The sequence below is a fragment of the Paraburkholderia sp. GAS38 genome, from assembly GCF_050434965.1.
Lineage (GTDB): Bacteria > Pseudomonadota > Gammaproteobacteria > Burkholderiales > Burkholderiaceae > Paraburkholderia > Paraburkholderia phenazinium_A.
Window position 1 is genome coordinate 1 of record NZ_JBNDJO010000014.1, and the last position, 24293, is coordinate 24293.

Below are 24293 nucleotides of genomic sequence, written 5' to 3' on the forward strand. Positions count from 1 at the left end.
GTCGACGCAGGCTTCGTGCCGAACGACTACCAGGTGGGCCAGACCGGCAAGATCGTCGCGCCGCAACTGTACGTCGCGGTGGGCATCTCGGGTGCGATCCAGCATCTGGCCGGCATGAAGGACTCGAAGGTCATCGTGGCAATCAACAAGGACCCGGAAGCGCCGATTTTCAGCGTCGCCGATTACGGTCTGGTGGGCGATCTGTTCACGGTGGTGCCGGAGTTCGAGGCAACACTGTCTCAAGTGTAGTGCGAGGGAAGGCCAACGTATAAAGAGGTGACAGGTGAGCAATCTGAGCGAGATGGGGCATGTCCGAGCGGTGGCGGCCTTGGCCGCTAACGCCGAAGATGCTTCCATTTGGCGGTGGTTCGCTCTACTCCTTGAAGAGAGGCGAATTCGCTGGTGCTGCAGCGGTGAAAATTGGCTCGTGAGCGTCGATAACAGACACGTTGCCACGGATAGCAGCTTCGATACAGCGATCCGGATCGCGAGGGAAACCGTAATATCAAAGTAGGCCGTATCGCAGCGCCTAGCGCGGAGCGGACGCGCGTGCACATCGGTTTTGCCTCGCAGAATTTCTACTGGAAATGTGGGTGAAACGCCGCAAACCGAGGTTGCATTGGCGGGGTACCCGACGGTGAACAGTTAATGACGAGGTGAGTATTACTGGGCGATGAATTCGCATTCGTTGGACGTCAGCGTCGATTGCGCATCGATGACATATGGTTTCGTGTGGATCTCGTCTTCTTCCACCGCCGTCTTCGTTGTTTGATCATTATCGATCTGAAGGCTGGGCGTTTCAGCTATGCCGACGCCGGGCAAATGCATCTCTACCTCAATTACGCCAGGGAACATGGGATGCTGCCTGGCGAGAATCCTCCCGTGGGCTTTATTCTGTGCACCGAGAAGGGGGCGGCCGAGGCACATTACGCCCTCGACAATCTGGCCAATAAGGTTCTGGCGGCAGAGTACCAGACGGTGCTGCCCGACGAGCAACTGATTGCCGATGCATTGCAGCGTTCGCGGCAAGAACTTGAGGATCGGCGACGTCTGCAGGACGGCAAAGGGGACGAGTCGTGACTTCGCAAAAGAGGCAACATATCTCGATTGGCCTGGTTGTTCTGGGCCCGATGTGGGAGCGCGTCGACAAGCGCTTCCGCGGCCTCTATCTGACTGAACCCGAAGCCGCCGCGCTGAATGCAGCTTCCCGCGCCGTATGATCGCTTTCGCAAAGCGGGCACCGCATCCGCGATCAGTTCATACGCAATTCCATACAACGTTCCTGTACCATCTACTGATCGAATTCTATTCACGCCGGTATGAGTACAGACAGTAAATCCCAGCTTCCGCTATCGTCGTCTGGGCCGATTCGGATGGCCGACGTCGCGCGCCTCGCAGGCGTGTCGAAAATGACGGTCTCACGGGTTCTCACGGGGCAGCACGTCGGGGCCGAGACGCGGGAGCGCGTACTGCGGGTGGTCGCGGAAACCGGCTATGTCGCCGACGCGAGCGCCGGTGCGCTATCGTCAGGGCGGTCGAATTTTGTCGTCGTGCTGGTGCCGTCGCTCTCCAGCTCCAACTTCTCCGACATGGTGCGTGGCATCAACGACGTCGTTGAATCGCGCAATCTGCAGTTGCTGCTGGGTAACACCGACTACATGCTGGAGCGCGAGGAGGCGCTGATCAAGACGCTGCTGCGCTATCAGCCGCGCGGCATCGTGCTGGCGGGCGGCCACCACACCGAGGAGGCCCACTCGCTTCTGACGCGCGCGCGGATTCCGGTGATCGAGACGTGGGAGTTGCCACGCCATCCGATCGACCGCGTTGTCGGCTTCTCGAACGCCGAAGCCGCGAGCAGCATGGTGCATTATCTCTACGCACGCGGTTATAAGCGCATTGGCTTCGTCAGTAGTGCGTCAAAACTGGACCTGCGCGGTATCGCGCGGCGCCGTGGGTACCTGAACGCGGTGCGTGCGGAGGCCCGCCATGAGGCGCGCGACATCACGCAAACCGAATGGACCACCAACATGGCTCACGGCCTTGCAATGGGCCATGGTGCAGCGGCGCTCGGCCAGTTGCTCGAACGCTGGCCGGATACCGACGCGGTGATGTGCGCGAGCGACATTCACGCGTTCGGTGTGATCATGGCCTGCCATCGGCGCGGCCTCGTCGTGCCTCGCGATATCGCGGTGGCGGGGTTCGGCGATTTCGAGGTGTCGCGGCACTGCTACCCGACCATCACCACGATCGCCGTCGATCCTTACGGCATTGGTCATGCGGCCGGCGAGTCGCTGCTCACCGCGGTCGACGAGATCGACCACGGCGAGTTACCAAGCAAATCACGCCGCGAGAAGGAAGCGCCGGCGCGCGAGCGGCGCGAAACGCCGAAGCTCGTCAAGATCCACTACGAGGTCGTGCAGCGCGAGAGCGCTTGAGGCGCCCCCGGCGGCATCAATGATTGTGTCGCGACTCTCCCCGGGTTTCGATGATGTTCAGATATAGCGTGGCGGGTTCGAGGCACGCACCCGTGCCTTGCTGCCCGACCATGCTGCGGTAGATCTCTTCCCACGGCGTCTTGTGCTCCAGCTTGGGCAGCGTGTAGGCGGCCCGGCGCTGCGCCATTTCTTCGTCCGGAATCAGGACGTCGACCTTGCGCGAGTTGAGATCGATGCGCAGGCGGTCACCGGTTCTCAGCAGTGCCAGGTTGCCGCCTACCGCGGCTTCCGGCGACACGTTCAGGATCGACGGACTCGCGGATGTGCCGCTCTGACGGCCATCGCCCAGGGTCGGCAGCGTGTCGATGCCCCGTTTGATCAAGGCTGCGGGCGGTTGCATATTGACGACCTCCGCGCCGCCCGGATACCCAACCGGTCCGCAGTTGCGAATCACCAGGACGGAATGATCGTCGACACCGAGTTCCGGATCTTCGATCCGCGCGTGATAGTCCTCGGGCCCTTCGAACACGATCGCCTTGCCTTCGAACACGTCGGGATGTTCGGGGTCCGAGAGGAAGCGTTTGCGGAACGCCTGATCGATTACGCTGATCTTCATCACCGCGCTGTCGAACAGGTTGCCCGACAGCACCACATAGCCGGCCGCTTCCCTGAGGGGATTGTCGTAGGCGCGAATCACCTCGCGGTCCGGTTCCGGCACCGCGGCAAGATCCTCCTCCAGCGTACGGCCTGTGACGGTGCGCACACTGCCGTCCAGCTTGCCGGCGGCAAACAGTTCGCGCATCACGGCAGGCACGCCGCCCGCGCGATGGAACGCTTCGCCGAGGAAGCGCCCCGCAGGCTGGCAGTCCACCAGCAGCGGTACGTCAGGGCCGAGACGCTGCCAGTCGTCGAGCGTGTGCTCGACACCCATATGACGCGCAATCGCGATCATGTGAATCGGACAGTTCGACGAGGCGCCGAGCGCCGCCGCTGCCACGACCGCGTTTTCGAATGCGCCCTTTGTCATGATGTCGGATGGGCGCAGATTCTCCGCGACCATGTCGACGATACGCTTGCCGGTGTGATACGCGATCCAGCCGCGTTCGCGATGAGGCGCCGGAATCGCCGCGCAGTTAGGCAGAGACATGCCGAGCGCTTCGGCGAGCGAATTCATCGACAGCGCCGTGCCCATGGTGTTGCAGTGACCGGCGGATGGCGCCGAAGACGACACCTCCTCAATAAACTGCTCGTAGCCGATTTCGCCGGCCGACAGGCGCTTGCGGGCATCCCAGATCACCGTGCCGGAACCCGCGAGCTTGCCTTTCCACCAGCCGTCGAGCATCGGTCCGCCGGACAGCACGATTGACGGGATATTGACGGTGGCGGCCGCCATCAGACACGCGGGCGTGGTCTTGTCGCAACCTGTGGTGAGCACCACGCCATCGATCGGGTAGCCGTGGAGGATCTCCACCAGGCCCAGATACGCGAGATTGCGATCGAGCGCGGCGGTGGGCCGTTTGCCGGTTTCCTGAATCGGATGCACCGGAAATTCAAGCGGAATGCCGCCCGCGTCGCGAATGCCGTCGCGTACGCGCTGCGCGAGCTGCAGGTGGTGGCGGTTGCACGGCGCGAGATCGGAGCCGGTCTGTGCAATGCCGATGATCGGCTTACCCGATTGCAGCTCTTCGCGGGTAATGCCGTAGTTCATATAACGCTCGAGATACAGCGCGGTCATGCCGGGATCCGAGGGATCGTCGAACCAGCGACGGCTGCGCAGGCGTCGTTCGGGCGAGCCTGCGTCGCTCTTCGGGTTATCGTGGGGGGCGTTATCGTGAGACATGATGTTGTCCGTAGAGATGTGGGCGCGGGGAAGGGATCGTCAGTCCTTCCAGGCAATTATCGGGGATGAGCGTGAGTCGTCGGCGTCAGGTGCGCGCCTTGTGGGCCGTGTATTCGGTGATGAGCGGCTCGCCGGCGAAGAACGCCGCCAGATTGTTCCGTACCAGATGCGCCATTGCCGCGCGGGTTTCTACCGTCCCGCTGGCCCGGTGCGGCTGCAGCACGACGTTGTGCAACGCAAAAAAGCGCGGATCGATGGCGGGTTCGCTCCAGAATACGTCGAGTGCCGCACCGCGGATGCGCCGCTCCGTTAGATAGTTCAACAAAACCGGCTCGTCGATGATACTGCCCCGCGCGATATTGATGAGGAAGCTATCCGGTCCGAGCGCGTCCAGCACCTCGTGGCCAATCGACGCGCGATTGCTTCGGTCCGCAGCCGCGCAGATGATGAGGAAATCGCTATGACGCGCTAGCTCGACCGCAGTTTCATGAAACGTATAAGGGCTGTCGTCGAAGCGGTTGCGATCATGGTACGAAATCACCATATCGAACCCCGCTGCCCGTTTGGCGACCGCACGGCCGACGCGTCCGAGTCCAAGAATTCCCAGCCGCTTGCCGAACACGCGGGTGGCAAGCGGAATCTGCACGTGTCCCCATTCACCCGCACGCACAATCGCATCGTTCTGCGGAATGTCTCGGGCCACCGAAAGCAGCAGGGCGATCCCCAGGTCGGCGACGTCGTCGGTCAGGACGTCCGGCGTGTACGTGACACGTATGTTGCGCTGCGCGGCGCGTTCCAGGTCAATTGCATCCACCCCCACACCGTATGACGCGATGATTTCCAGGTGCGGCAGTGCGTCAATCAGCTTCGCGCTGGCGCCGGCTTCGCCATTCGTCGCGAGTGCCCGGATACGGGGTGCGATCTCCGCGAGCAACGCATCCGGGTCTTCCGCGTCGGCAAGCACGTGCAGCGTGTAATGCTGCGCCAGCGCCGCCATATCTGCGTCGGGATACCGGGTAACTACCAGTACCTCAGCCTTGTGCATGCTATCTCCTCATGTTAGAGTGGGCCTCGTTGGTTACCGGTAACCATAGCTTAACCAAACGCCAGTGTCCAGCACATCGAACGAATAAAAGAACGACAGAATTCCAGATGCACATACGTTTGCACAGGAGACGCAAATGGGTATGAAGGCATATGGATCCGGCTATGCGGCAGAGCCGATCCAGAGCATCTCGCTAGATGATGCAGGAGCTGATCAGGCGGCTAGCCAGGCACCGGTCTCGCCGGAGCAACTGCGGCGCGCCATTCTCACCGGCGGCGTCGGCAGCGCGCTCGAGTATTACGACTTCGCGATCTTCGGTCTGGCGACAGCCCTTGTTTTCAGGCACATCTTTTTCCCAACGCTCGGTGCGAACGCGGGCCTGCTCGCGAGTTTCGGCACGTATGGCGCGGGCTTTCTCGCCCGGCCGTTCGGCGGTCTGTTCTTCGGTTCGCTTGGCGACAGAAAAGGGCGCAAGTTTGTTCTGCTGCTGACCATCGCCATCATGGGCGTCTCCACGATGCTGGTCGGTTTGCTGCCGAGCGGTCCTGTCGGCGCGGTCGTTCTGGTCGCGCTGCGTCTCGTGCAAGGTTTCGGCGCCGGCGCCGAACAGGCGGGCGCTTCGACGCTGATGGCGGAAGTGTCGCCGGTTCCGCGGCGCGGCTTCTTTGCCGCACTGCCGTTCGTCGGCATCTTTGCCGGATTCGGCCTCGCGACGGCAACCTTTAGCGTGATGCAGCACACCCTCGGCAACGACGAAATCCTTGCATGGGCATGGCGTCTGCCGTTTCTCGCCAGCGTGGTGCTGATCGGCGTAGCGGTGTGGATCCGGCTGCGCCTGCGCGAAAGCCCAGTGTTCCTGAATCTCGAAGGGGCACGCGAAGTCGTTCGTTCTCCGATGAAAACCGTCATGACGACGGCGCGCCGGCCCGTCCTGGCTGCGGTGCTCATGCGCTTTGCCGAGCAGGGCGGCTCGACGATCTATACGACCATCGTGATTGCATTTCTGGGCGGCACGGTGGCGACGCGGATGGGCGTGCGCTCGTCCGATCTCGCCACAATCGGTACCACAGGTGCGTTGATCGCGACGCTCGCGAGCGCGATTACAACGCCGATGTTCGGCGCGTTGTCGGATCGTATCGGCCGCATTACGGTCTATCGCGCCGGCGCGATCTTCATGCTGCTGTGGTCGCTTCCATCGTGGTGGATGGTCAGTACGGGCAATCCGCTATGGATTGCTGTTGCGATGTTCGGCGGTCTGGCGATCGGTGCGAACAGCATGCTCGGCGCCCAATGCGCCCACTTCGCCGAACTGTTCGGCAACCGCTGCCGATACTCCGGCGTCGCGCTCGCGCGTGAGATTGGCGCGGTGTTGTCGGGCGGTCTCGCGCCGGTGCTCGGCATCTATCTGGTGGGACTGGCGGGCGGCGCGTTCTGGGTCATGGGCGTCTATACGGCTGTCCTGGCGACGCTGACCTTGATCGGCGTCGCGCTGTCGACAGAGACGCGCGGCCGCGATCTGACGGACCTCAACGATGCAATTCATTAGATTGTCATCCTGAACGATTGACACTGGCCGGTGTTCAACCGGCGGCGAACTGCGACTTCAACATAAGGGCGGAGCGACAAGATGGGCAAACGCGTGGCGGGAAAGAACATGCTGGTGACAGCCGCCGGCAAGGGCATCGGGCGGGCTAGTGCGCTGATGCTGGCGGCCGAAGGCGCAAGCGTATGGGCGACTGACGTCGACGAGGCCGCGCTCGCCGAACTGCAGACCTTGGCGCAGGGAACCGGCTCGCTGCGTACGGCGCGGCTTGACGTGCGCAATACGGCAGACGTGGAGGCTTTCGCGCGCGAAACCGGAGCGCTCGATGCGCTGTTCAACTGCGCTGGTTTCGTGCACGACGGCAGCATCCTGAAGTGCTCGGAGGACGACTGGGACTTCAGCTTCGATCTGAACGTGAAATCGATGTATCGGACCATTCGCGCGTTTCTGCCGCACATGATCGAGGCGGGAAAGGGCGGCTCGATCATCAACATGGCGTCGGCCGCATCGAGCGTGAAAGGCGTGCCGAACCGGTTCGTCTATGGCGCATCGAAAGCGGCGGTCATCGGCTTGACCAAAGCGGTCGCAGCGGATTTTGTCGGCCAGGGCATCCGCTGCAATGCGATCTGTCCCGGCACCGTGGAATCGCCTTCGCTGCATCAACGGATCGCCGCGCAAGCGGTCTCGTCGAAGCAGGACGAAGCTCAGGTACGGGCCGCTTTCATCGCGCGTCAACCTATCGGGCGGGTGGGGCGTGCCGAAGAAATCGCGGCGCTGGTGACCTACCTGGCTTCGGACGAATCGTCGTTCACCACCGGCGCGATTCACGTTATCGATGGCGGCTGGTCGAACTGATGCCGCGCTGCGGCGACTGATCTGGAGGAACGACGATGGATGGGAAAGTTGCGCTGATCACGGGCGCGGGGTCGGGAATCGGCCGTCACGTTGCCTTGGGCCTTTTGAGTCACGGCTACACCGTCGTGCTGGCGGGACGAAAGGAGCAGGCGTTGGCTGAAACGGCCGACATGTCCGGCTCGAACGCGACACGCGTGCACGCGATGGCCTGCGATGTTACCGACCCGGATGCCGTCAAGCATCTGTTCGGACAGCTCGAAGAAAAATTGGGCCGTCTGGATCTGCTGTTCAATAACGCCGGCACCTTCACGCCGCAAGCGTCGCTGGAAGACATCAGTTACGAACAATGGGTGCAGGCGGTCAATGTCAACCTGACCGGCGCATTCCTGTGTACGCAAGGCGCGTTCCATTTGATGAAGAAGCAGCAGCCACGTGGCGGGCGCATCATCAACAACGGTTCGATCTCCGCCCATGCGCCGCGTCCCAAGGCCGCGCCTTACACGGCAACCAAACACGCCATCACCGGCTTGACCAAGGCTTCTGCGCTGGACGGCCGGCCTTATGACATTGCGTGCGGCCAGATCGATATCGGCAATGCGGCAACCGATATGAGCGAACTGATGGCGAAAGGGACGCTGCAGGCCGACGGTTCGACCAGGGTCGAGCCGCGCATGTCTATCGACAACGTGGTCAAGGCGATCCTGTACATGGATAGCCTTCCGCTAGATGCAAACGTTCTGTTCATGACGGTGATGGCGAGTCATATGCCTTTTGTCGGCCGCGGCTAACGACAGTCGGCCGCAGCCACTGGTGCACACTATTCTGGAGACGAATGATGAAAGAAAAAACGGCACACTGCGCACGGAATCTGCTTTGTCTGGGCGCCATCCTGTTGGCGGGCGTCAATGCCCATGCTCAGGAAAAGCCCACGACGAATGCAAAGATCGCTTTATCCAACTCGTTCGCGAGCAATTCGTGGCGCCAGCAGATGCTGCAGGATTGGGACAAGGTCACGAAACAGGCGGTGGCCAACAAGGTCGTCGCCGCGGCGCCGAGTTTCACGACGGTGCAGAATCAGGCGACCGAGCAGTCTCAGCAGATTCAGAACATGATCCTGCAGGGCTATACCGCGATCGTCGTCGACGCGGCTTCGCCCACGGCAGTCAATGGGGCGATCAAACAGGCCTGCAGCGCCGGCATCGTGGTGGTGTCGTTCGACGGCACTGTCACGGAACCTTGTGCGTACAAGATCAGTATCGACTTCAAGCGCATGGGCCAGATGCAGATCGACTACTTTCACAAACGAAACCTGAAGGGCAACCTGCTTGAAGTGCGAGGCCTGGCGGGCTTCGTGGTCGACAACCAGATCCACAGCGGTGTCGAAGAGGGGCTCAAGCAATATCCGGAGTTCAAGGTCGTCGGCTCGGTCAACGGCGATTACACGCAGACGGTCGCGCAGAAGGCCGTCGCCGGGCTCCTGCCTACCCTGTCGGATGTGGTGGCGGTGACCACGCAGGGGGGCGACGGCGCGGGTACGGCGCGGGCCTTTATCGACGCTGGCCGAAAATTGCCCGTGGTGTTCATGGGCAACCGCTATGACGAACTGGAGTTGTGGAAGAACGAGCACGACAAGAACGGCTACGAGACGGAGTCCGCTTCTATCGTGCCGGGTGCCGCGACCTTTGCGTTCTGGTACGCGCAGCAGGTGCTGGCCGGTGCGAAGCTGCCGAAGGAAATCAATCTGCCGATTTCCGTCATTACCCAGAACGATCTGGTTCAGTCAATGGCAAGTACCCCGAAGGGTGGCGTCTATGACCAGACATTCACCAAGCAGCAAGTGATGGACTACGTCAAGAGCCATGCCGCAAACTAACGCATGCGTACCGGCAACGCGGGTGTGATATCCCATCTGGGTTGATTCGGGGTGAGTGGGGAGTGTTATGGCATTGAGTGCAGATGCAGCATTTGTCAGAACCGCGACGATCGGCAAGACCTTTGGTGCCGTGCGGGCGCTGGTCGATGTCAGCCTGGCGTTTTATCCGGGGGAGTGCGTGGGTATCGTCGGACACAACGGCGCCGGTAAATCGACGTTGATGAATATCCTCTCGGGGGTATTCAAAAACGACCACGGCGCGCTGTTCGTGGGTGGGAACGAGGTGGAGCATCACTGGAATACCCACGAAGCCATCCGGCACGGCATCCGCTGCGTCTTCCAGGAGTTGTCGCTCTGCCCCAATCTCAGCCTTGCCGAGAACATGCGTCTGCGGACTTCGCACGGCAACGGGCTGGGATGGCGCAAACAGGCCGGTGCGCAGTTGCTGGATGCGCTGGACCGGATATTCCCGGGGCATGGCCTCGCCCCACGCCAGATCATCGAGGACATCCCGATCACGAAACGTCAGATGGTGGAGATCGCCATGGCGTTTACGCCCGGCGACCACCCCCTGAAGCTGGTCATTCTCGATGAGCCCACTTCTTCGCTGGACGAACACTCGGCGAAGCAACTGCTCGGCTACTTGCGGGAGTTTGTGCGTGGCGGCGGCATCTGCATTCTGATTTCGCACAAGATGGCAGAGGTCATGAATTACAGCGACCGCGTCGTCGTGATGCGTGAAGGCGCTGTCGTCTACGAAAGTCCTACGGCACAAACCGACGTGGAGCGCGTGGTCGACGCAATGGGCCACGGTCACACGAACCAGGGCGACAAAGCGACAACCGCCCGGCAATTTCAAGCCGGTGAGTTGCAGATACAGGCGCGCCTGTCTGCGGAAAGTTTGCCGCTCAAGGCGTTCGAGGGCGAAATCATCGGACTGGCGGGGCTGGCCGGGCACGGCCAAACCCGCTTGCTCAAGCTGGTTCATGCGTTGCACAAGGGGCGTGCGGATCGGCTCGGCAATGAACGGCGTGCCGGCACGGCTTTTGTCGCCGGCGATCGTCAGAGCGACGGCGTATTCGGTTTGTGGTCGATTGCCAAAAACATGAGCTTGTCCTGGCTGGGAAAATGCGGGCGGGCAGGGCTGATTTCCTTCAAGGAGGAAGGCCGCCTGATCAGGCAGTGGATGGAAAAGTTGAAGGTGAAAACGCCCGACATGAATCTCCCCATCGATTCGCTTTCCGGCGGCAACCAGCAGAAGGTATTGTTTGCGCGTGCCTTGGGAGCGGATGCGCCGGTCATCCTCATGGACGATCCGACGCGCGGCGTGGATGTCGGCACCAAGTTTGAAATCTATAACATCATTCGATCGCAAGCCCATCAGGGGCGCACGTTCCTTTGGTACACCACCGAGTTCGAGGAGCTCTATCACTGCGACCGCATCTATGTCATGAACGAAGGCAAAATTGTGGGCGAAATCGCGAATGCGGATTTGAGTGAAGGCGAGCTGTTCCGCATGTCCTTCGAGGAGCTGGCATGAGAAATCTCCGCGCCAATACCTCCCGTTTGCTGTCTGCGCTCACCTTTGCGGTCCTGCTGGGGCTGATCTATCGAAATCAGCCGCTGGCGCTGTCGTATATGGGACTGACACTGCTATTGGGCGCCTCTGTCCCGATCGTGTTCGCAACCCTCGCGCAGATGATGATGGTGTCGGTAGGCGACCTGGATCTGTCCATTGGGCCGTTCATTTCGATGTGCGCCGCGATCGGCGCGGTCATCCTGCCCACCTCGCCCTGGCTCGCAGTCCTACTGTATGTTCTGGCGGTTGGCGTGTACGTGTTTTGCGGTGTCCTGATTCAGGTGCGGCAGTTGTCGTCGATTGTCGTTACGCTGGGTTTGTCGTTTATCTGGCTGGGCTTCGCACTGTTGCTGGTGCCGAGTCCAGGTGGTCAGGCGCCTCAATACCTCGTCGATCTGATGGCGTGGCAACCCCCATTCGTGCCGTTGCCTGTCCTGTTTGCCCTGCTCGCGGCGCTGATCGCGTATGTGATCTTTAATGTCACCGTCTTCGGTATTGTCGTGCGCGGCTTTGGCGGCAACCCCAAAGTGATACAGCGAAGCGGCCGCTCGAGCCTCGGTATTCACGCCGCCGTCTACGCGTTGGCAGGGCTATTCGGCATCGTCTCCGGCTTGCTGTTGCTGGGACAGACCACGTCGGCCGACGCCAATCAGGCCACCAGCTATACCCTGATTTCCATTGCGAGCGTCATCCTGGGCGGCGGTGAGTTCGTCGGCGGGAAGGTGTATGCGCTGGGAAGCGTGTTCGGCGCCTTGACCATGACGCTGGCGACGTCGTTTCTGAACTTCTACCAGGTGTCTTCGGACTGGCAAGTCGCCATGCAAGGCGTGATTCTCGTCGTGGCGCTGAGCTTGCGGACCGTGATCAACTATTCGGGGAAACCAGCATGAGCGACGTCCGTGTTTCCGCGTGGGGTCGGCTACGCAATACCTACTGGCTAAGTACCTGGCTCGCGGCGATTCTCGCGCTTGTCGCCACGGCCTTGTTCAACGCAGGCAAAGGGGGCCCCGGCATGGGTTCCCTGCTGACGACGGCACTCAGCTTCTCGACCTTCACCGTCCTGGTTTCGTTGGGGCAGATGCTGGTGATTACGAGCGGGCCCGGCAATATCGACCTGTCGATACCGTCGGTGATCGCGCTATCGGGCGCCTTGTCGATGAGTGCAATGGAAAGCTCGAACAGTCTCATTGCAGTGGGCATTCTGGTCGCGCTCGCATCCGGAATGGTGGTGGGGATCGTGAACTTTCTGCTGATCCGCCTGCTGCGGATTCCGCCGATTATCGCCACGATGTCGAGTGCCCTGATCGTCTTGTCCTGCGCCATCGCTTACGGACGCGGCATGCGTACGCCGCCTCCCGCCTTGTTGGCGGAGATGCTGGTGGCGCGCATCGGTGCTGTGCCGGTATTTGCGCTCTTCGCGATGGTGCTGACCTTGCTGGTCTGGCTACTGCTCACCCGCACGATATACGGCAGGGCGCTTTGTGCAATCGGTCAGAATCGCAATGCGGCGCGCCTGGCCGGCGTGAAAACGGGCTTCCATGTCCTGCTGACGTATGCAATCAGCGGCGCCCTGGCCGGCTTGACCGGATGCCTGATAGCTTCCTACTCCGGCGGGAATTCGCTGGATCAGGGCAATGAATATTTGCTGCTGACGGTAGCGGTGGTCGTGATTGGCGGTACCTCGGTTGCCGGCGGCCGGGCGTCTATCGGCGGCATCTGGGGCGGGGCGTTGTTCATGTTTCTGCTGGTCGCCTTGCTGAACAGTGCCGGAGCGAGTGCGGGTTTGCGAACCTTGTTGACGGGCATCATCATCGTGATGGTGGTGGCATTGACGGAAAAACGGCGAACACGTTAGGAAAGCGAAATGAATCATTCGGCTATAGAGATCTATGACGAACGCGCCCGGGAATTGCTGGCGGGCGATGCGAAGCTGGAGCAGTTGGCGAGCGGCTGCATATGGAGCGAAGGCGCGGTCTGGATGCACGAGGACAACTCCGTGCTATGGAGCGACATTCCCAACAACCGGATGATGCGCTGGCATCCCGAAGAGGGCGTGAGCGTCTGGCGCGATCGCGTGGAATTCACGAACGGTCATTATCGTGAAGCGGACGGCAGCCTGCTGCACTGTTCTCACGGGCAGCGTGCGGTGATTCGCACGCGATTCGGCCCGAATCTCAGCCGGCCGGTCGATGAGATCGTCGTGGACCGCTATCATGGCCGGCGCTTGAATTCGCCCAACGACGTGGTGGTGAAAAGCGATGGGACGATCTGGTTCAGCGATCCGCCGTACGGCATCTTGTCGGATTATGAGGGGCATCAGTCTGCTCAGGAAATGCGCGGCTGCCATGTGTTTCGATTCGACCCGCGCGACAAGACGCTGGATGTCATGACCGATCTTCTGATTTGCCCGAACGGCCTGGCATTTTCGCCGGACGAGTCACTGCTCTACGTGTCGGATACGTCAACGATCCCGTATGGAGACGAGGGCTTCCACAACATACGGGTGTTCGACGTCGTAGGCGGCCGGTCTTTGAGCAACGCCCGGATCTTCGCGACCATTGCCGATGGGGAGGGCTTGCCGGATGGATTTCGCCTTGACAGCCGCGGCTGGGTCTTCACCAGCAGCGCGATCGGCATACAGGTCTTCCACCCCGACGGCACCCGGCTCGCGCTGATCCCGGTGCCGGAGAAGGTGGCGAACCTGACGTTCGGCGGCAAGAACCGTGACGAGATGTTTATCGTGGCGTCGACGTCTCTGTACCGGCTGAAAGTGAACGCACAGGGCATACAACGACCGTAGGGGTGTTGAAAGCACCGAACCCTATCGGCCCCGTAGCCTGAGCTGCGCGGCGGCCAGTTGACCGAGTGCGTCCGGCGGCGTCCGTATGGCATGGTGTTGCTCGACGAGATCGGGAACGCCCATGTAGACTGAGCCTTATCCTAACCGTACGCCGCGACGCGGCGTAACCCCAGGCAGGACAGTCTCCGGGTCTCTGGGGCAGTTCATGGAGCCGCAGATGACGAATCGACGCGAAGTGCCCGGTATTCGGGAGTACGACGACCCAGCGGGTGGTTGGGGGGCGCTCAAAGCGACATCGCAAGCCATCCGGCTGCAGATGGAGACCATCAAGGCTCCCCTCACGTTGCTTCGGACCAATCAGCCTGATGGCTTCGACTGTCCTGGCTGCGCATGGCCCGACAAGGAGCACAAGTCGACGTTCCAGTTCTGCGAAAACGGTGCCAAAGCGGTCACCTGGGAAGCCACGACCAAGCGGGTACGCCCAGAGTTCTTCGCGTCCAACACGGTGTCGTCGCTGCTGGAACGGTCGGATTTCGAACTGGAGGATATGGGCCGGCTCACGCATCCGCTCGTCTACGACCGTGCAACGGACACCTTCCGGGCCGTCGAATGGGAGGCGGCGTTCGGCCGGATCGGCGAAATCCTGCGCGGGCTGTCGCCCGACCAGGTCGAGTTCTATACGTCCGGCCGGGCCTCGAACGAGGCCGCGTATCTCTATCAGCTGTTCGCCCGGGAATATGGCACGAACAATTTCCCGGATTGCTCGAACATGTGCCACGAACCGACCAGCGTCGGCTTGCCGCAATCGATCGGCATCGGCAAGGGCACCGTGTCGCTCGACGACTTCGAGAAGACCGACCTGATCATCTCGATCGGCCACAACCCGGGCACCAACCACCCGCGAATGATGGGCACGCTCTGGGAAGCTTCGCGTCGCGGCGTCCCGATCATCGTGTTCAATCCGCTTCGCGAGCGCGCGCTGGAACGCTTCCAGGATCCGCAGTCGATGCTACAGATGGCGACGTTCGGTTCCACTCGCATCGCGTCAACCTATCATCAGGTGAAAGCTGGCGGCGACGCGGCTGCGCTCAAGGGCGTGATCAAGGCGCTGCTCGCGCTCGACGCCGAGCGCGGCGACGTACTCGACCGCGAGTTCATCGCGACGTACACGGAAGGCATTGATGCGCTCGTGGCGGACATCGAGGCCACTTCGTGGCAAGACATCGAAGCGGAAAGCGGCCTGACCCGCGATGAACTCGCGAACGTCGCGGACGCGTACGCGAAAGCGAAGTCGACGATCATCACTTACGGAATGGGCGTCACGCAGCATAACAAGGGCACCGCGAACGTGCGCCTGATCTGCGACCTGCTGCTGATGCGCGGCAACATGGGCAGAGAAGGCGGTGGTATCTGCCCGCTGCGTGGCCACTCGAACGTGCAAGGCAACCGTACGGTCGGCATCACCGAGAAACCGTCCGCGGCATTCCTCGCGAAGATCGAGGAAGTACTCGGCTTCAAGCCACCCGCGGAGCATGGCCACGACGCAGTCGCGGCCATGCAGGCGATGATTGCGGGCAAGTCGAAGGCGCTGCTGTGCCTCGGGGGCAACTTCGCGGTCGCGCTGCCGGATTCGGATCAGTGCTTCCCGGCGATGAAGGCGCTCGATCTGAGTGTGCATCTCGGCACCAAGCTCAACCGCTCGCACTTGCTGGTCGCGAAGGAAACCTACATTCTGCCGGTGATCGGTCGCACCGAACTCGACATGCAGAACGGCATGGGCCAGTCGATCACCGTTGAGGATTCGATGTCGATGGTCCATGCGTCGGCCGGCAAGCTCACGCCCGCCTCCGAGTTCCTGCGCTCGGAGCCCGCAATTGTGGCCGGCATCGCCGCCGCGACGCTCCCGGACAGCAAGGTGAACTGGATGGAGCTGGTCGCCGATTACGACAAGATCCGCGACCTGATCGAAGAGACGATTCCGGGCTTCGAGCGCTACAACGCACGCATCCGCGTGCCGGGTGGCTTCCGCATGCCGCTGCCGCCGACCGGGCGCGTTTTCCCGACGCCGACCGGCAAGGCGATGTTCTCGGTTTACCACGGTGTGAAGGAAGACGCGGACGTGGATGGCGACGACGTCCTGCGCCTCGTGACGCTGCGCAGCCATGACCAGTACAACACGACCATCTACGCCCTGGACGATCGTTACCGGGGGGTGTTCGGCCGGCGTGACGTGCTGTTTATGAACGAGGCCGATCTTGCCGCATGCGGGCTTGAACATGGGGATCTGGTCGACATCGAGACGGCTGTGCCTGGCCGCCAACTTCGCCTGGAGAAGATCACGGCGATCGCCTACGACATCGCGCCAGGTTCGGTGGGCGCTTACTACCCGGAAGCGAACGTTCTGGTGCCGCTCGACTACATTGACAAGGAAAGCGGCACGCCGTCCTACAAGTCGACGCCGGTTCGTGTGGTCCGCTCAGCGGTAGTTTGATTCTGGTAGAGCGCGCCAGTCTGTCGACTGGGGCAGCGCGAATGGCGGTTATCCCGCCTCGCGTCTTTTCCCCTATGGCGCGCTGTTATCCATACCCTACACTGTATTGGACGGATTTCGGATCCGGGTAGGTGAGCCTCGCCTTTCAAAGGGGAAGCAGGATGACACTGAATGAGTACACCGATGCCAACGACCCCGTGATGGGGGACTTGCCCGCCGATGAACTCCTTGCTGTCCTGGAGGAGATTGGCGACCACGAAGCGATTGCATGGCTTCGGAAGGAGTTGGATGGACAGGGTAGCCTCGCGATAGCCGCGACGGACTTCGGATTCCAACTGCCCCAGATACTCGGCGGCGACGCGCCGCCGTGGCAGTACACGGCTCATGTGTTCGGCTATATTCCCAGGTTGTCCGCCGGGACAACGCAGTCAGTGGCCATCGTGGATGCCTCCAACATCGTAGCCGACCGCTCGCTTGTCGGCGCTCATGTGCACATTACCTTGCAGCAATTGCGGGTGGCTAAATATCCGGGCAACGGCAGACATCAGATTCTGCTCGACTGCGGGGTGTTCGACCAGCGCCTCAAAGAGCGCGAGCTACGGTTTAGCCGATCCTACAACGTACTCGACGGTCAATCCGCTGGCGTAGCGGGCGATCCCCTTTTTTCGGGGCTCAAGGTGGGTGACATCGGTATCGGGCTTCGTTGTCAGACGGTCAACGTCAAGAACGAACTTGACGAGGAATTCCTGCAAGTTCTGAATTCAGGCACTTTTCGACATGGACTAAAGCTCGTCGGTGCCGCAATTAACCCGGCCATCATTCCATTCACGGAAATCGTGGCCGCAACGACAGGTGCGTTTCTCAAACGAACCCGGCGGAACAGAAAGGTCCAGGAGTTCCGCATGGGCCTCGACTTCGAAACACCGCCTTTCGGAGCGCGCCTGGCGTTGGGCTCTTATTTGGCCGTGCAGGTACCTCAGTCTGTTGAGCAGGCTTTCGACTGGAGCGCATGGGTTTATCTTCCAGAACAGGCAGCGATCGTCAGTAAGGCTGACGGCAAGACGCTTATCAACCACAATTACCTGGCATTCGGTGTACAACGCGTCGAACCTCCGGTGAGCCGGAAAAAGGCCACCGTCGTTCATGAGCGTCCTTGAGATCAAGGAGTGCGGTTTCGGCAGCCGCGGCGTGATGAGGGTGGCGATCACCTACCTCCACGCCAACGGTTCAAAGACCGCGTCTGCCGACCTCGCACCAGTCTGGACCGAAGACGACTGGAGGCTTCATCGCTGGTATTTTGAGGACTTTCTCACGGGGCGAGACGGCCACGTTCCGCGACTCGCGAACGTGGCGTTGGACCGCATGGCCGATATCGGGGTGAATCTGTTTCGGCAGGTCTTTGATGGCGGCGAGGACACCCGTCGACTTTGGGCCGAAGTCTCACAGGCGCTTCGCGGATTGCGAGTCGAGATCGAGGAGGCGGATCCGCGGACAAGGTTGTTTCCATGGGAACTGCTGCGTCCAGAACGCAACGCGGCGTCTGTATCGCTCGCTGTCAGCTCATTCGTGTTCCGCATTGCGCAGAGCCATATTTCGACGAAACCGGGTAGGCCGACGTTAATGCGTCATGGCGCGAGGCGGGCCGTAGAATTAGATGAATCGCGCCCGTATCGTGTGCTGTTCGTTATCTGTCGTCCGTTCGACGACAGTGACGTCGAATATAGGGCCGTCGCTCGTCCGGTACTTGCCGCCCTCGAACAGAGAAACCACCTGGGAATCACGCTTGACCTGCTGCGTCCCCCTACGTTCCGAAGATTATGCGTAGTACTGAAAGAGGCGGCCGATGCGGGTCGACCTTACCAGATCGTTCATTTTGACGGACATGGAACATGGGAGCATCTCGAGGGCAGCAGCGGCTTTCGTGGATATGCCTTGTTTGAACCCGAACTGCAAGGCCGGAGTCTTGTCCCCGGCGACAAGCTGGGAATGGCGCTGAACGCCGGCTCCGTCAAGCTGCTGATCATGAACGCGTGCCGTTCCGCCTATACGCAATCCAGTGGAGCGTTATCGGCGCGGGGCATTGACGGTTTGCCCATGGCTGCGGATGCGGCGATGCCCGTTGCCTACGGAGTTGCCGCCAACGGTGTGGATAGCGTCATCGCCATGCGTTACAACGTTGGCGTCGAAACCGCAGCGCAGTTTGTCGTCCAGTTGTACGACGGTATAAGCCAAGGTGGCGAGCTTGCCGATATTTTCTCCGACGCAAGACGTGATCTAGCGTTCGCACACGGCCAGCAGCCGGCCTCCGAATGCTGGCAGTTGCCTGTCCTTGTTCAAAGCAAGACGGTGCAATTCCGGACGAATGAATCGACGGTCGGTCGACGGCGCGCGCGGTCCGGGAAGCATCGGAACATGTTTTCGGACGGCATCCCACCTGCTCCGGAAGGTGGCGTGATCGGCCAGGACTATGCTTTGCTTGCGATTGACCGAGCCCTCGTGAAGTATCAGGCTGTCATGCTCGTCGGGCCGCCGTACGCGGGAAAGTCCGTGCTTGCTCAAGAGTTTGCGCGTTGGTGTTCACTCACGCATCATCCTGGCGGACACGGAGCGGTCGCGCCCTTCGAAAAGGTCATCTATCGGGAGTTTGTCGGCGCGTTAGCCGCGCAGGACACGCTGTGCGATAGCATTTGCAGGGCACTGCCTATCGCGGTGGATGATTCGTTTTCCATCACTACCGCGACGAGCAAGCAGCTCCTGAAATCAACGTTGCTGATCGTGGATTGCAGTGTCGAGGTGGCGTCATCCAAAGTTTCCGGTGATAAGCCCGGAAGTTCAGGTGGCGGCAAGCTCGGCGATCTCATTCGCTCGCTGCTCCATGCGGGGCTCAGGATTGTCTGGGTATCGAGAAGTCCAGCCCAGTCGCTCCTTCCCGAGAAATCGACAGTAGCGTTCTCCCTGCGACGTCTGAGTCCAGACGCCTCGCGGGCCCTGGCGGGCGAGTGTCTTTCCCGGGAGTGCGTTGACGACGACCGCTTGCTCTCACTTCTCGTTGCGGCGTCACGAGGCTTGCCCGGTGTTATCCGATGGATCATCGATCGCGCGCGTATCAATTCCACAGGGACAACGCAGTCCTTCCAGCAAGCGTTGGATGCGTTGCTGCAAGGCTTCGTGGTGAACGGCATTTTCGACGCCAGGCAGCCGAACAGTGTCTATGAAGCACTGTGCGCTTCCATCGACAGGCGATATCAAGCCGGCGAGCGAAGAGATCTCGCTCTCATCGCGCTGTTTCAAGGATTCTTCCAACTGGTCACACTCCGCAACCTGAAATGTGGACTGGATAGTCTCGAAGTTGACGCGCACGCTAACTCGCAGTGGCATTGGGACGATCTGCTTCAGCGCGCGGAGAGCGATTATCTGCTGCAGTCCTGGGGAAGCGAAGCCTATGCCATTCATCCCTTTGGCCGAGCAATTTTGGTCCGCTGGTTTGAAGAGCACTTCGGAGAATTTGCACGTTCGGCATTTGACGAGACGGGGATGGCCGCTGTCGGCGCTTATGTGAAGGCGGCTGTCGAATTGGGCGACTGGCTGCAGTCCAGGGCCGACGTCGGTCGCGCCGCGGCGGTTCACGCGTTTGCGCTTGAAATATCCAATCTCGTCGCCGCATTCGACTATGCACTCGATTTAAAGGACTTGGAATCGGCAGTCGCACTTCTCTTCGCCATAAAAATCCAGTCGCAGTACGCACCAACTTCCAACGAATGGTTGGGGATGTTCTTACGAGCACGCACTGCCATTGAGGCGCAGCTCGCAAAAGGCTCCAGCTTGCCGCCGCTTAGCCAGGCCGTGTGGCTGGAGTTGGCAATTGCAGCGTCCGAGGGAGCGAGTGAATCGCAGAGGGCAAGGGCTCACTACTTCAGCTTTTGCGAGCAATGGATGCGTTCCACCATGCAAGACCCCGCATCGCAGCGGTCACCGGAGGCCGTTCAGGCAAGGTTTCGCTATGTCCATGCGGTTCTCAGCGCTGAAGACATGCTTGCGAGAAATGGCGTCGCCTACCTTGAGAGAACATTGCGCGAGGCCGCTGATATGGCCTTCGCAATCGACCGGCCGCGCCTGCAAGCGCAGGCACTGCTGAGCCTGGCCAAACTCTGCTACGGGGGTGCTCCGCCCGACGAAACGTGGACGGGCAAACTGGAGGAAGCTGAAGCATGTTTGATGAGAGTGCTCGATCAGGAGGGCGAAGTTGATGTGCCAACCTGTGCGGCGGCCTTTTTTTATCTTGGCTGTATTTGCGTCAAGAGATTCTATCGGAGCGCTGATGAAGCGAGCGAAACGGACGAGCAAAGCCGGCTGCTGGAATGCGCGCGTGAAAATTTTCTGCGCTCAGCGGCATACAATGAACTGCCCGCTGCGGGGATTGATGACGATCTGAAATCCATGCTCTATGACGAGCTCGGATTTGTGTCGAGGGCTCTCGGGGATGTGGAGGGTGTGGAGCGATATTTTCAGAAGTCGATGGCGCTGGCTCGCAAGATAGGCGACGAACATGGCGCCGCTGTGGCATGTCGAAACCTGGGTGCTGCCTTGACATCTTTTGGTTCAACTTATCTCGCCCGGCTTTATCTTCTCGAATCGCGACGAAGCTTCGTGCGTCTTCAACGAGAGGGGGACGTACAGGCAGCGGCGGAAATAGTCACTTGCCGTAAGCTCTACGATCATTTCTTTCACGAAGAAATGCCTGACACCGGTGAGTAGTTCATTGACCGGTGTCAGGCGACTTGCCTTAGAAGTCGTACGTGCCGGTCAACAGAACCGTTCGCGTCGGACCCGTCGGGATGAACTCGGTGCTCGTGCTGCTGTAGTAGAGATTACGGTTGAAGACGTTCTTGACCGCGAGATTCAATCCTAACTTCTTGTACCGGTAGAACGCGCTGACGTCGGTTTCCAACTGGCTCGGGATACGGTAGTCGCCGCTTGTGCCGACCGCTTGATCGGCGGTGAAATACAATCCCAGCCCGAGTCCGAAGCCGTGCAAGGTCTGATTCTGGAAGTTATAGGTTGTCCAGAGGCTTGCGGTGTTATGCGGCAGGTTGACTCTGACCGTTGGCTCAAAAGGTTGAACGTAGTCGTTATACGTGTAGTTGCCGATCAGGTTAAGCCCGGGGGCGATTTGACCCGCCGCTTCGAGTTCGAAACCTCGACTCACGGCGCCGCCGGCGGCCAGGAAGAACGCCGGATGTTCGGGATCCGAGACGTTCTGGTTGTCGTAGGAAATGCGATAAGCGGAAGCCGTGACGGATAGTTTGTCGTCAAGGAAGTTGCCCTTTACGCCGACTTCCACCTGCTCACTTGTTTGCGGAGCGAGAGTCTCGCCTGTATAAGTGAGCGCCGCGCTAGGTTGAAAGCCTTTTACGTAATCCGCGTAGGCGGAGATATCTTCCGTCAGTTGATACAGCACGCCGATATTGGGCGTCCAGGCATTCTGGTGAAGGCCGCGCGTCTGGTCCGTATAGGTCGTCGATCCCTCGAACAACGTAGAGGTAGCCGACTCCCAGTATTCGCTGTCGCGAATCGATCCAAGAATGTGGAACCGGCCATAGTTTGCCTGTTCCTGCAGGAACAGACCCGAATCCGTGACGTCCCCCCGGATCACGCCGCCGAGGCCGGACCCCTGGCTTGTAAGCGCGGGAAAGGATGAAGGCGCAAAGATGTTGCTGAGTTCCACGACCTCGCCGCCGTCATTCCATTCGAATTCGTTATAGTGCGTGGTTTCATAGTCCCAACCTGCCAGCGTGGTCGTTTTGACCGGCCCGAAGTCGTACTTCGCACGCAGGTAGTTTTCCAGCGACAGGTTGTAGGTGTCCTCAGTCGTGTCGAAGGCCAGAAATAGGGCGTCGTTTGATGAGGACACGGTGGTTGCAGGCGACCAGCCCCGCTGCAGGGAGTGTGCATCGGAGTAATCGGCCCTGCTCACGAGGGTAACGTGATCGTCGATCTTCTGTTCCAGCTTGTAGAAGACATCGTCCTCGCGAACGGTAAAGCCATCACTCGGGTTTCCCAAGGGATGATTGACCCCATCCGCCAGAATGCCGCCATCGGTCTTCGCAATCGTGTAGGACGGCACGGGATCGGAAGAAGCGGTACGGCTATAGCCAACCGTAATGTCCGTTGTCCGGTCTTTATACTCGATTGTCGGCGCGAAGTAGAAATTACGTAACCCGTCATACCCCATCGAATTCTGACCTTGCTGTTCATCTGACAGAACAAAGCGGTACATCAGCTTGTTATCCGAGGTGATGGCGCCAGTGCTGTCGAACGACGCGGTCACGTCTCCGTACTTGCCATAGCTGAATTGCACTTCATGAAACGGGTCGGCTTGCGGTGTCTTCTTGACGATATTGATGACACCGCCTGCCGGCGCATCCCCCGCGAGGATGGCTGCCGGACCCTTCATCACTTCGACGCTCGAGATCGCGATGGTAGGCGTCAAGGATGCCGAAGTAATTTCCCCATTCGCGGTGCTTTGCAGACCGTCGGTCAGGATGGCTGCACTGTTGAAGCCGCGCACCGCATAATCCGCCCCGCCGAGCGGACCCGGTTGCGAAACCACGCCGGCGACGTTCTGCAGGATCTGCGTCAGGTTTTGATCCGACTGGCTTTGAATGACAGCGGCATTCACAATGGAAATCGTGTTCGGCGTTTCGCTCAATGGCGTGTTAGTACGGGTCAACGTACTCGATGACTCCGTGACGAAGCCCGCACCGCCTGAATCGCGTTGCGCAGCGACGCTGATGAGCGGGAGCGTGACATCGACCGCGTTGCTGGTCGGCGGGGTACTGGATGCCGCGGCAGCGCTCGATGCGGCCACGGTGCTCGATGCCGCCGGCGCACCCGCGCCCGTGCTGCGCCTGACCGTGATCGCACCACTCGCGGTGGTGACGCGCTCGAGCCCCGTTCCTTGCAGGGCCCGGTCGATCGCCTGATCAACCGTCAGATCGCCGTCGACGGGCGCGGCCTTCAGCGATTTGACGAGCGATTGATCGAACGAGACCAGCTTGCTGCTTTCTTTTGCAATTTCGAGCAACGTCTGGTCAAGCGGTCCTGCCGCGAGACGATACGTGTGCTTCGTCGTCTCCTGTGCGAATGCACTTCCGGCGAACAGCATCGGCACCAATGAAACGGCCAGGACGATGCGACGAAGTGCGGGGCGACGCGGGGACAGAGATCTTTTGCTGGTCATTTCCAATTCCCTTGCTATTTCGTATAGAAAAATCTGTTTTTTTAAACGTTGGAGTACTAATCGATAGACGATGGATGGCTACCGCTTGCCGATCCATCTACTACGAACGCTTACACGAGTGAACGGCAGTGGGATCAGTGTATCTATCCGGGTCTGGAAAAGTTTGTCGAAAAAAAACGCCGAATCGTCGTTCCTGAGTTCTCGATTCCACATTTCCGCGTCCGTCTGGAATGGCATTCCGGAGTTGTTCCAGCACACCGGATCCGCTTGCCCCATTGCTCGTCGCGCCAACTGCGATCTTGCCCACGGGGCCGGACGTGCTCTCTTGATCTCTTTGTCCAACGAGCGCGAAAAAGTGACACCCGGACCACCAAAATAGTTTTCGGGTGGGGTATGGCATGGGTTGCCTGCGCGGTGCTGCCGGGCTGCCCCCATTCTTCAGCCATATATCCTTCAGACGTTTGATGCTTTGCCGACATCGTCTTCGTTTGTTAAAGTCGCCCCCACGCTTCAGCAGGGGGAGCTTTTTGTTCTTCTCGCTTGTTGCGCAATATGCTTCTATCATCAACCCAATCATTGGAACGGCGACGTA

17 protein-coding genes and 2 pseudogenes are annotated in these 24293 nt (G+C 60.3%); 16 read left to right on the plus strand and 3 right to left on the minus strand.

Annotated elements, in window-relative coordinates:
• From P3T42_RS27685 to P3T42_RS27700, 4 genes and pseudogenes are all read left to right on the plus strand, one after another.
• Positions 1–249: electron transfer flavoprotein subunit alpha/FixB family protein (locus tag P3T42_RS27685; protein ID WP_429307833.1), on the plus strand; the 249-nt coding region annotated here is incomplete at its 5' end.
• A 417-nt stretch (positions 250–666) separates the two neighbouring features.
• Positions 667–1080, plus strand: a pseudogene (locus P3T42_RS27690) (PDDEXK nuclease domain-containing protein); the annotation flags it as partial.
• Positions 1077–1220, plus strand: a complete 144-nt coding sequence (locus P3T42_RS27695) for a hypothetical protein (protein ID WP_429307834.1) — start codon at positions 1077–1079, stop codon at positions 1218–1220. The pseudogene P3T42_RS27690 and the gene P3T42_RS27695, both read left to right, overlap by 4 nt.
• A 153-nt stretch (positions 1221–1373) precedes the next feature.
• Positions 1374–2435, plus strand: coding sequence for a LacI family DNA-binding transcriptional regulator (locus P3T42_RS27700; protein ID WP_429307835.1), 1062 nt, complete (start codon positions 1374–1376; stop codon positions 2433–2435).
• 16 nt (positions 2436–2451) lie between these two features.
• On the opposite strand, the gene P3T42_RS27705 is transcribed toward P3T42_RS27700, so the two are convergent.
• Both P3T42_RS27705 and P3T42_RS27710 read right to left on the minus strand, forming a co-directional pair.
• Positions 2452–4275, minus strand: a complete 1824-nt coding sequence (locus P3T42_RS27705) for an IlvD/Edd family dehydratase (protein WP_429307836.1) — start codon at positions 4273–4275, stop codon at positions 2452–2454.
• A gap of 85 nt (positions 4276–4360) precedes the next feature.
• On the minus strand, positions 4361–5320 hold the full coding sequence (locus tag P3T42_RS27710; protein WP_429307837.1) for a 2-hydroxyacid dehydrogenase: 960 nt from the start codon (positions 5318–5320) through the stop codon (positions 4361–4363).
• 136 nt (positions 5321–5456) lie between these two features.
• Between P3T42_RS27710 and P3T42_RS27715 the strand changes: the two genes are divergently transcribed.
• The 12 genes and pseudogenes from P3T42_RS27715 to P3T42_RS27770 all read left to right on the plus strand — a co-directional run bounded on the left by P3T42_RS27715 (position 5457) and on the right by P3T42_RS27770 (position 21216).
• Positions 5457–6866, plus strand: coding sequence for an MFS transporter (locus P3T42_RS27715; protein ID WP_253190058.1), 1410 nt, complete (start codon positions 5457–5459; stop codon positions 6864–6866).
• Between the two features lie 81 nt (positions 6867–6947).
• Positions 6948–7718, plus strand: a complete 771-nt coding sequence (locus P3T42_RS27720) for an SDR family oxidoreductase (RefSeq protein WP_074296015.1) — start codon at positions 6948–6950, stop codon at positions 7716–7718.
• Positions 7719–7753: 35 nt separating this feature from the next.
• Entirely contained in the window at positions 7754–8506 is a 753-nt protein-coding gene (locus tag P3T42_RS27725) for an SDR family oxidoreductase (RefSeq protein ID WP_429307838.1), read from the plus strand.
• A gap of 44 nt (positions 8507–8550) precedes the next feature.
• Positions 8551–9591, plus strand: coding sequence for a substrate-binding domain-containing protein (locus tag P3T42_RS27730; protein ID WP_429307839.1), 1041 nt, complete (start codon positions 8551–8553; stop codon positions 9589–9591).
• 67 nt (positions 9592–9658) lie between these two features.
• On the plus strand, positions 9659–11131 hold the full coding sequence (locus P3T42_RS27735; protein ID WP_429307840.1) for a sugar ABC transporter ATP-binding protein: 1473 nt from the start codon (positions 9659–9661) through the stop codon (positions 11129–11131).
• A complete protein-coding gene (locus tag P3T42_RS27740; protein WP_429307841.1) occupies positions 11128–12060 on the plus strand; it encodes an ABC transporter permease in 933 nt (310 codons plus the stop codon). The genes P3T42_RS27735 and P3T42_RS27740 overlap by 4 nt, the downstream gene beginning before the upstream one ends.
• Positions 12057–13025 (plus strand): ABC transporter permease, encoded by a 969-nt coding sequence (locus tag P3T42_RS27745; RefSeq protein WP_074296010.1) that lies wholly within the window; start codon positions 12057–12059, stop codon positions 13023–13025. Before P3T42_RS27740 ends, P3T42_RS27745 begins: the two co-directional genes overlap by 4 nt.
• A 9-nt stretch (positions 13026–13034) precedes the next feature.
• Positions 13035–13970, plus strand: a complete 936-nt coding sequence (locus tag P3T42_RS27750; RefSeq protein WP_429307842.1) for an SMP-30/gluconolactonase/LRE family protein — start codon at positions 13035–13037, stop codon at positions 13968–13970.
• Between the two features lie 48 nt (positions 13971–14018).
• A pseudogene (locus P3T42_RS27755) lies at positions 14019–14099 on the plus strand (AAA family ATPase); the annotation flags it as partial.
• A gap of 88 nt (positions 14100–14187) precedes the next feature.
• Positions 14188–16461, plus strand: a complete 2274-nt coding sequence (locus P3T42_RS27760) for an FdhF/YdeP family oxidoreductase (RefSeq protein ID WP_074296008.1) — start codon at positions 14188–14190, stop codon at positions 16459–16461.
• 161 nt (positions 16462–16622) lie between these two features.
• Complete coding sequence (locus tag P3T42_RS27765) at positions 16623–17618, plus strand: hypothetical protein (RefSeq protein WP_429307843.1); 996 nt, start codon at positions 16623–16625, stop codon at positions 17616–17618.
• Complete coding sequence (locus tag P3T42_RS27770; RefSeq protein ID WP_429307844.1) at positions 17605–21216, plus strand: CHAT domain-containing protein; 3612 nt, start codon at positions 17605–17607, stop codon at positions 21214–21216. The genes P3T42_RS27765 and P3T42_RS27770 overlap by 14 nt, the downstream gene beginning before the upstream one ends.
• A gap of 28 nt (positions 21217–21244) precedes the next feature.
• Here the strand turns inward: P3T42_RS27770 and P3T42_RS27775 are convergent, their stop codons facing one another.
• A complete protein-coding gene (locus tag P3T42_RS27775) occupies positions 21245–23701 on the minus strand; it encodes a TonB-dependent siderophore receptor (RefSeq protein ID WP_429307978.1) in 2457 nt (818 codons plus the stop codon).
• Positions 23702–24293: the final 592 nt, after the last annotated feature.

What these genes read in the sequence shown, in the direction of transcription:
- P3T42_RS27740 (WP_429307841.1), top strand. Translation starts at nt 11,128, where the DNA reads ATGAGAAATCTCCGCGCCAATACCTCCCGTTTGCTGTCTGCGCTCACC.
- P3T42_RS27745 (WP_074296010.1), top strand. Translation starts at nt 12,057, where the DNA reads ATGAGCGACGTCCGTGTTTCCGCGTGGGGTCGGCTACGCAATACCTAC.
- P3T42_RS27705 (WP_429307836.1), bottom strand. Translation starts at nt 4,275, where the DNA reads ATGTCTCACGATAACGCCCCCCACGATAACCCGAAGAGCGACGCAGGC.
- P3T42_RS27720 (WP_074296015.1), top strand. Translation starts at nt 6,948, where the DNA reads ATGGGCAAACGCGTGGCGGGAAAGAACATGCTGGTGACAGCCGCCGGC.
- P3T42_RS27725 (WP_429307838.1), top strand. Translation starts at nt 7,754, where the DNA reads ATGGATGGGAAAGTTGCGCTGATCACGGGCGCGGGGTCGGGAATCGGC.
- P3T42_RS27760 (WP_074296008.1), top strand. Translation starts at nt 14,188, where the DNA reads ATGACGAATCGACGCGAAGTGCCCGGTATTCGGGAGTACGACGACCCA.
- P3T42_RS27700 (WP_429307835.1), top strand. Translation starts at nt 1,374, where the DNA reads ATGGCCGACGTCGCGCGCCTCGCAGGCGTGTCGAAAATGACGGTCTCA.
- P3T42_RS27750 (WP_429307842.1), top strand. Translation starts at nt 13,035, where the DNA reads ATGAATCATTCGGCTATAGAGATCTATGACGAACGCGCCCGGGAATTG.
- P3T42_RS27710 (WP_429307837.1), bottom strand. Translation starts at nt 5,320, where the DNA reads ATGCACAAGGCTGAGGTACTGGTAGTTACCCGGTATCCCGACGCAGAT.
- P3T42_RS27775 (WP_429307978.1), bottom strand. Translation starts at nt 23,701, where the DNA reads ATGACCAGCAAAAGATCTCTGTCCCCGCGTCGCCCCGCACTTCGTCGC.
- P3T42_RS27715 (WP_253190058.1), top strand. Translation starts at nt 5,457, where the DNA reads ATGGGTATGAAGGCATATGGATCCGGCTATGCGGCAGAGCCGATCCAG.
- P3T42_RS27765 (WP_429307843.1), top strand. Translation starts at nt 16,623, where the DNA reads ATGACACTGAATGAGTACACCGATGCCAACGACCCCGTGATGGGGGAC.
- P3T42_RS27770 (WP_429307844.1), top strand. Translation starts at nt 17,605, where the DNA reads ATGAGCGTCCTTGAGATCAAGGAGTGCGGTTTCGGCAGCCGCGGCGTG.
- P3T42_RS27730 (WP_429307839.1), top strand. Translation starts at nt 8,551, where the DNA reads ATGATGAAAGAAAAAACGGCACACTGCGCACGGAATCTGCTTTGTCTG.
- P3T42_RS27735 (WP_429307840.1), top strand. Translation starts at nt 9,659, where the DNA reads ATGGCATTGAGTGCAGATGCAGCATTTGTCAGAACCGCGACGATCGGC.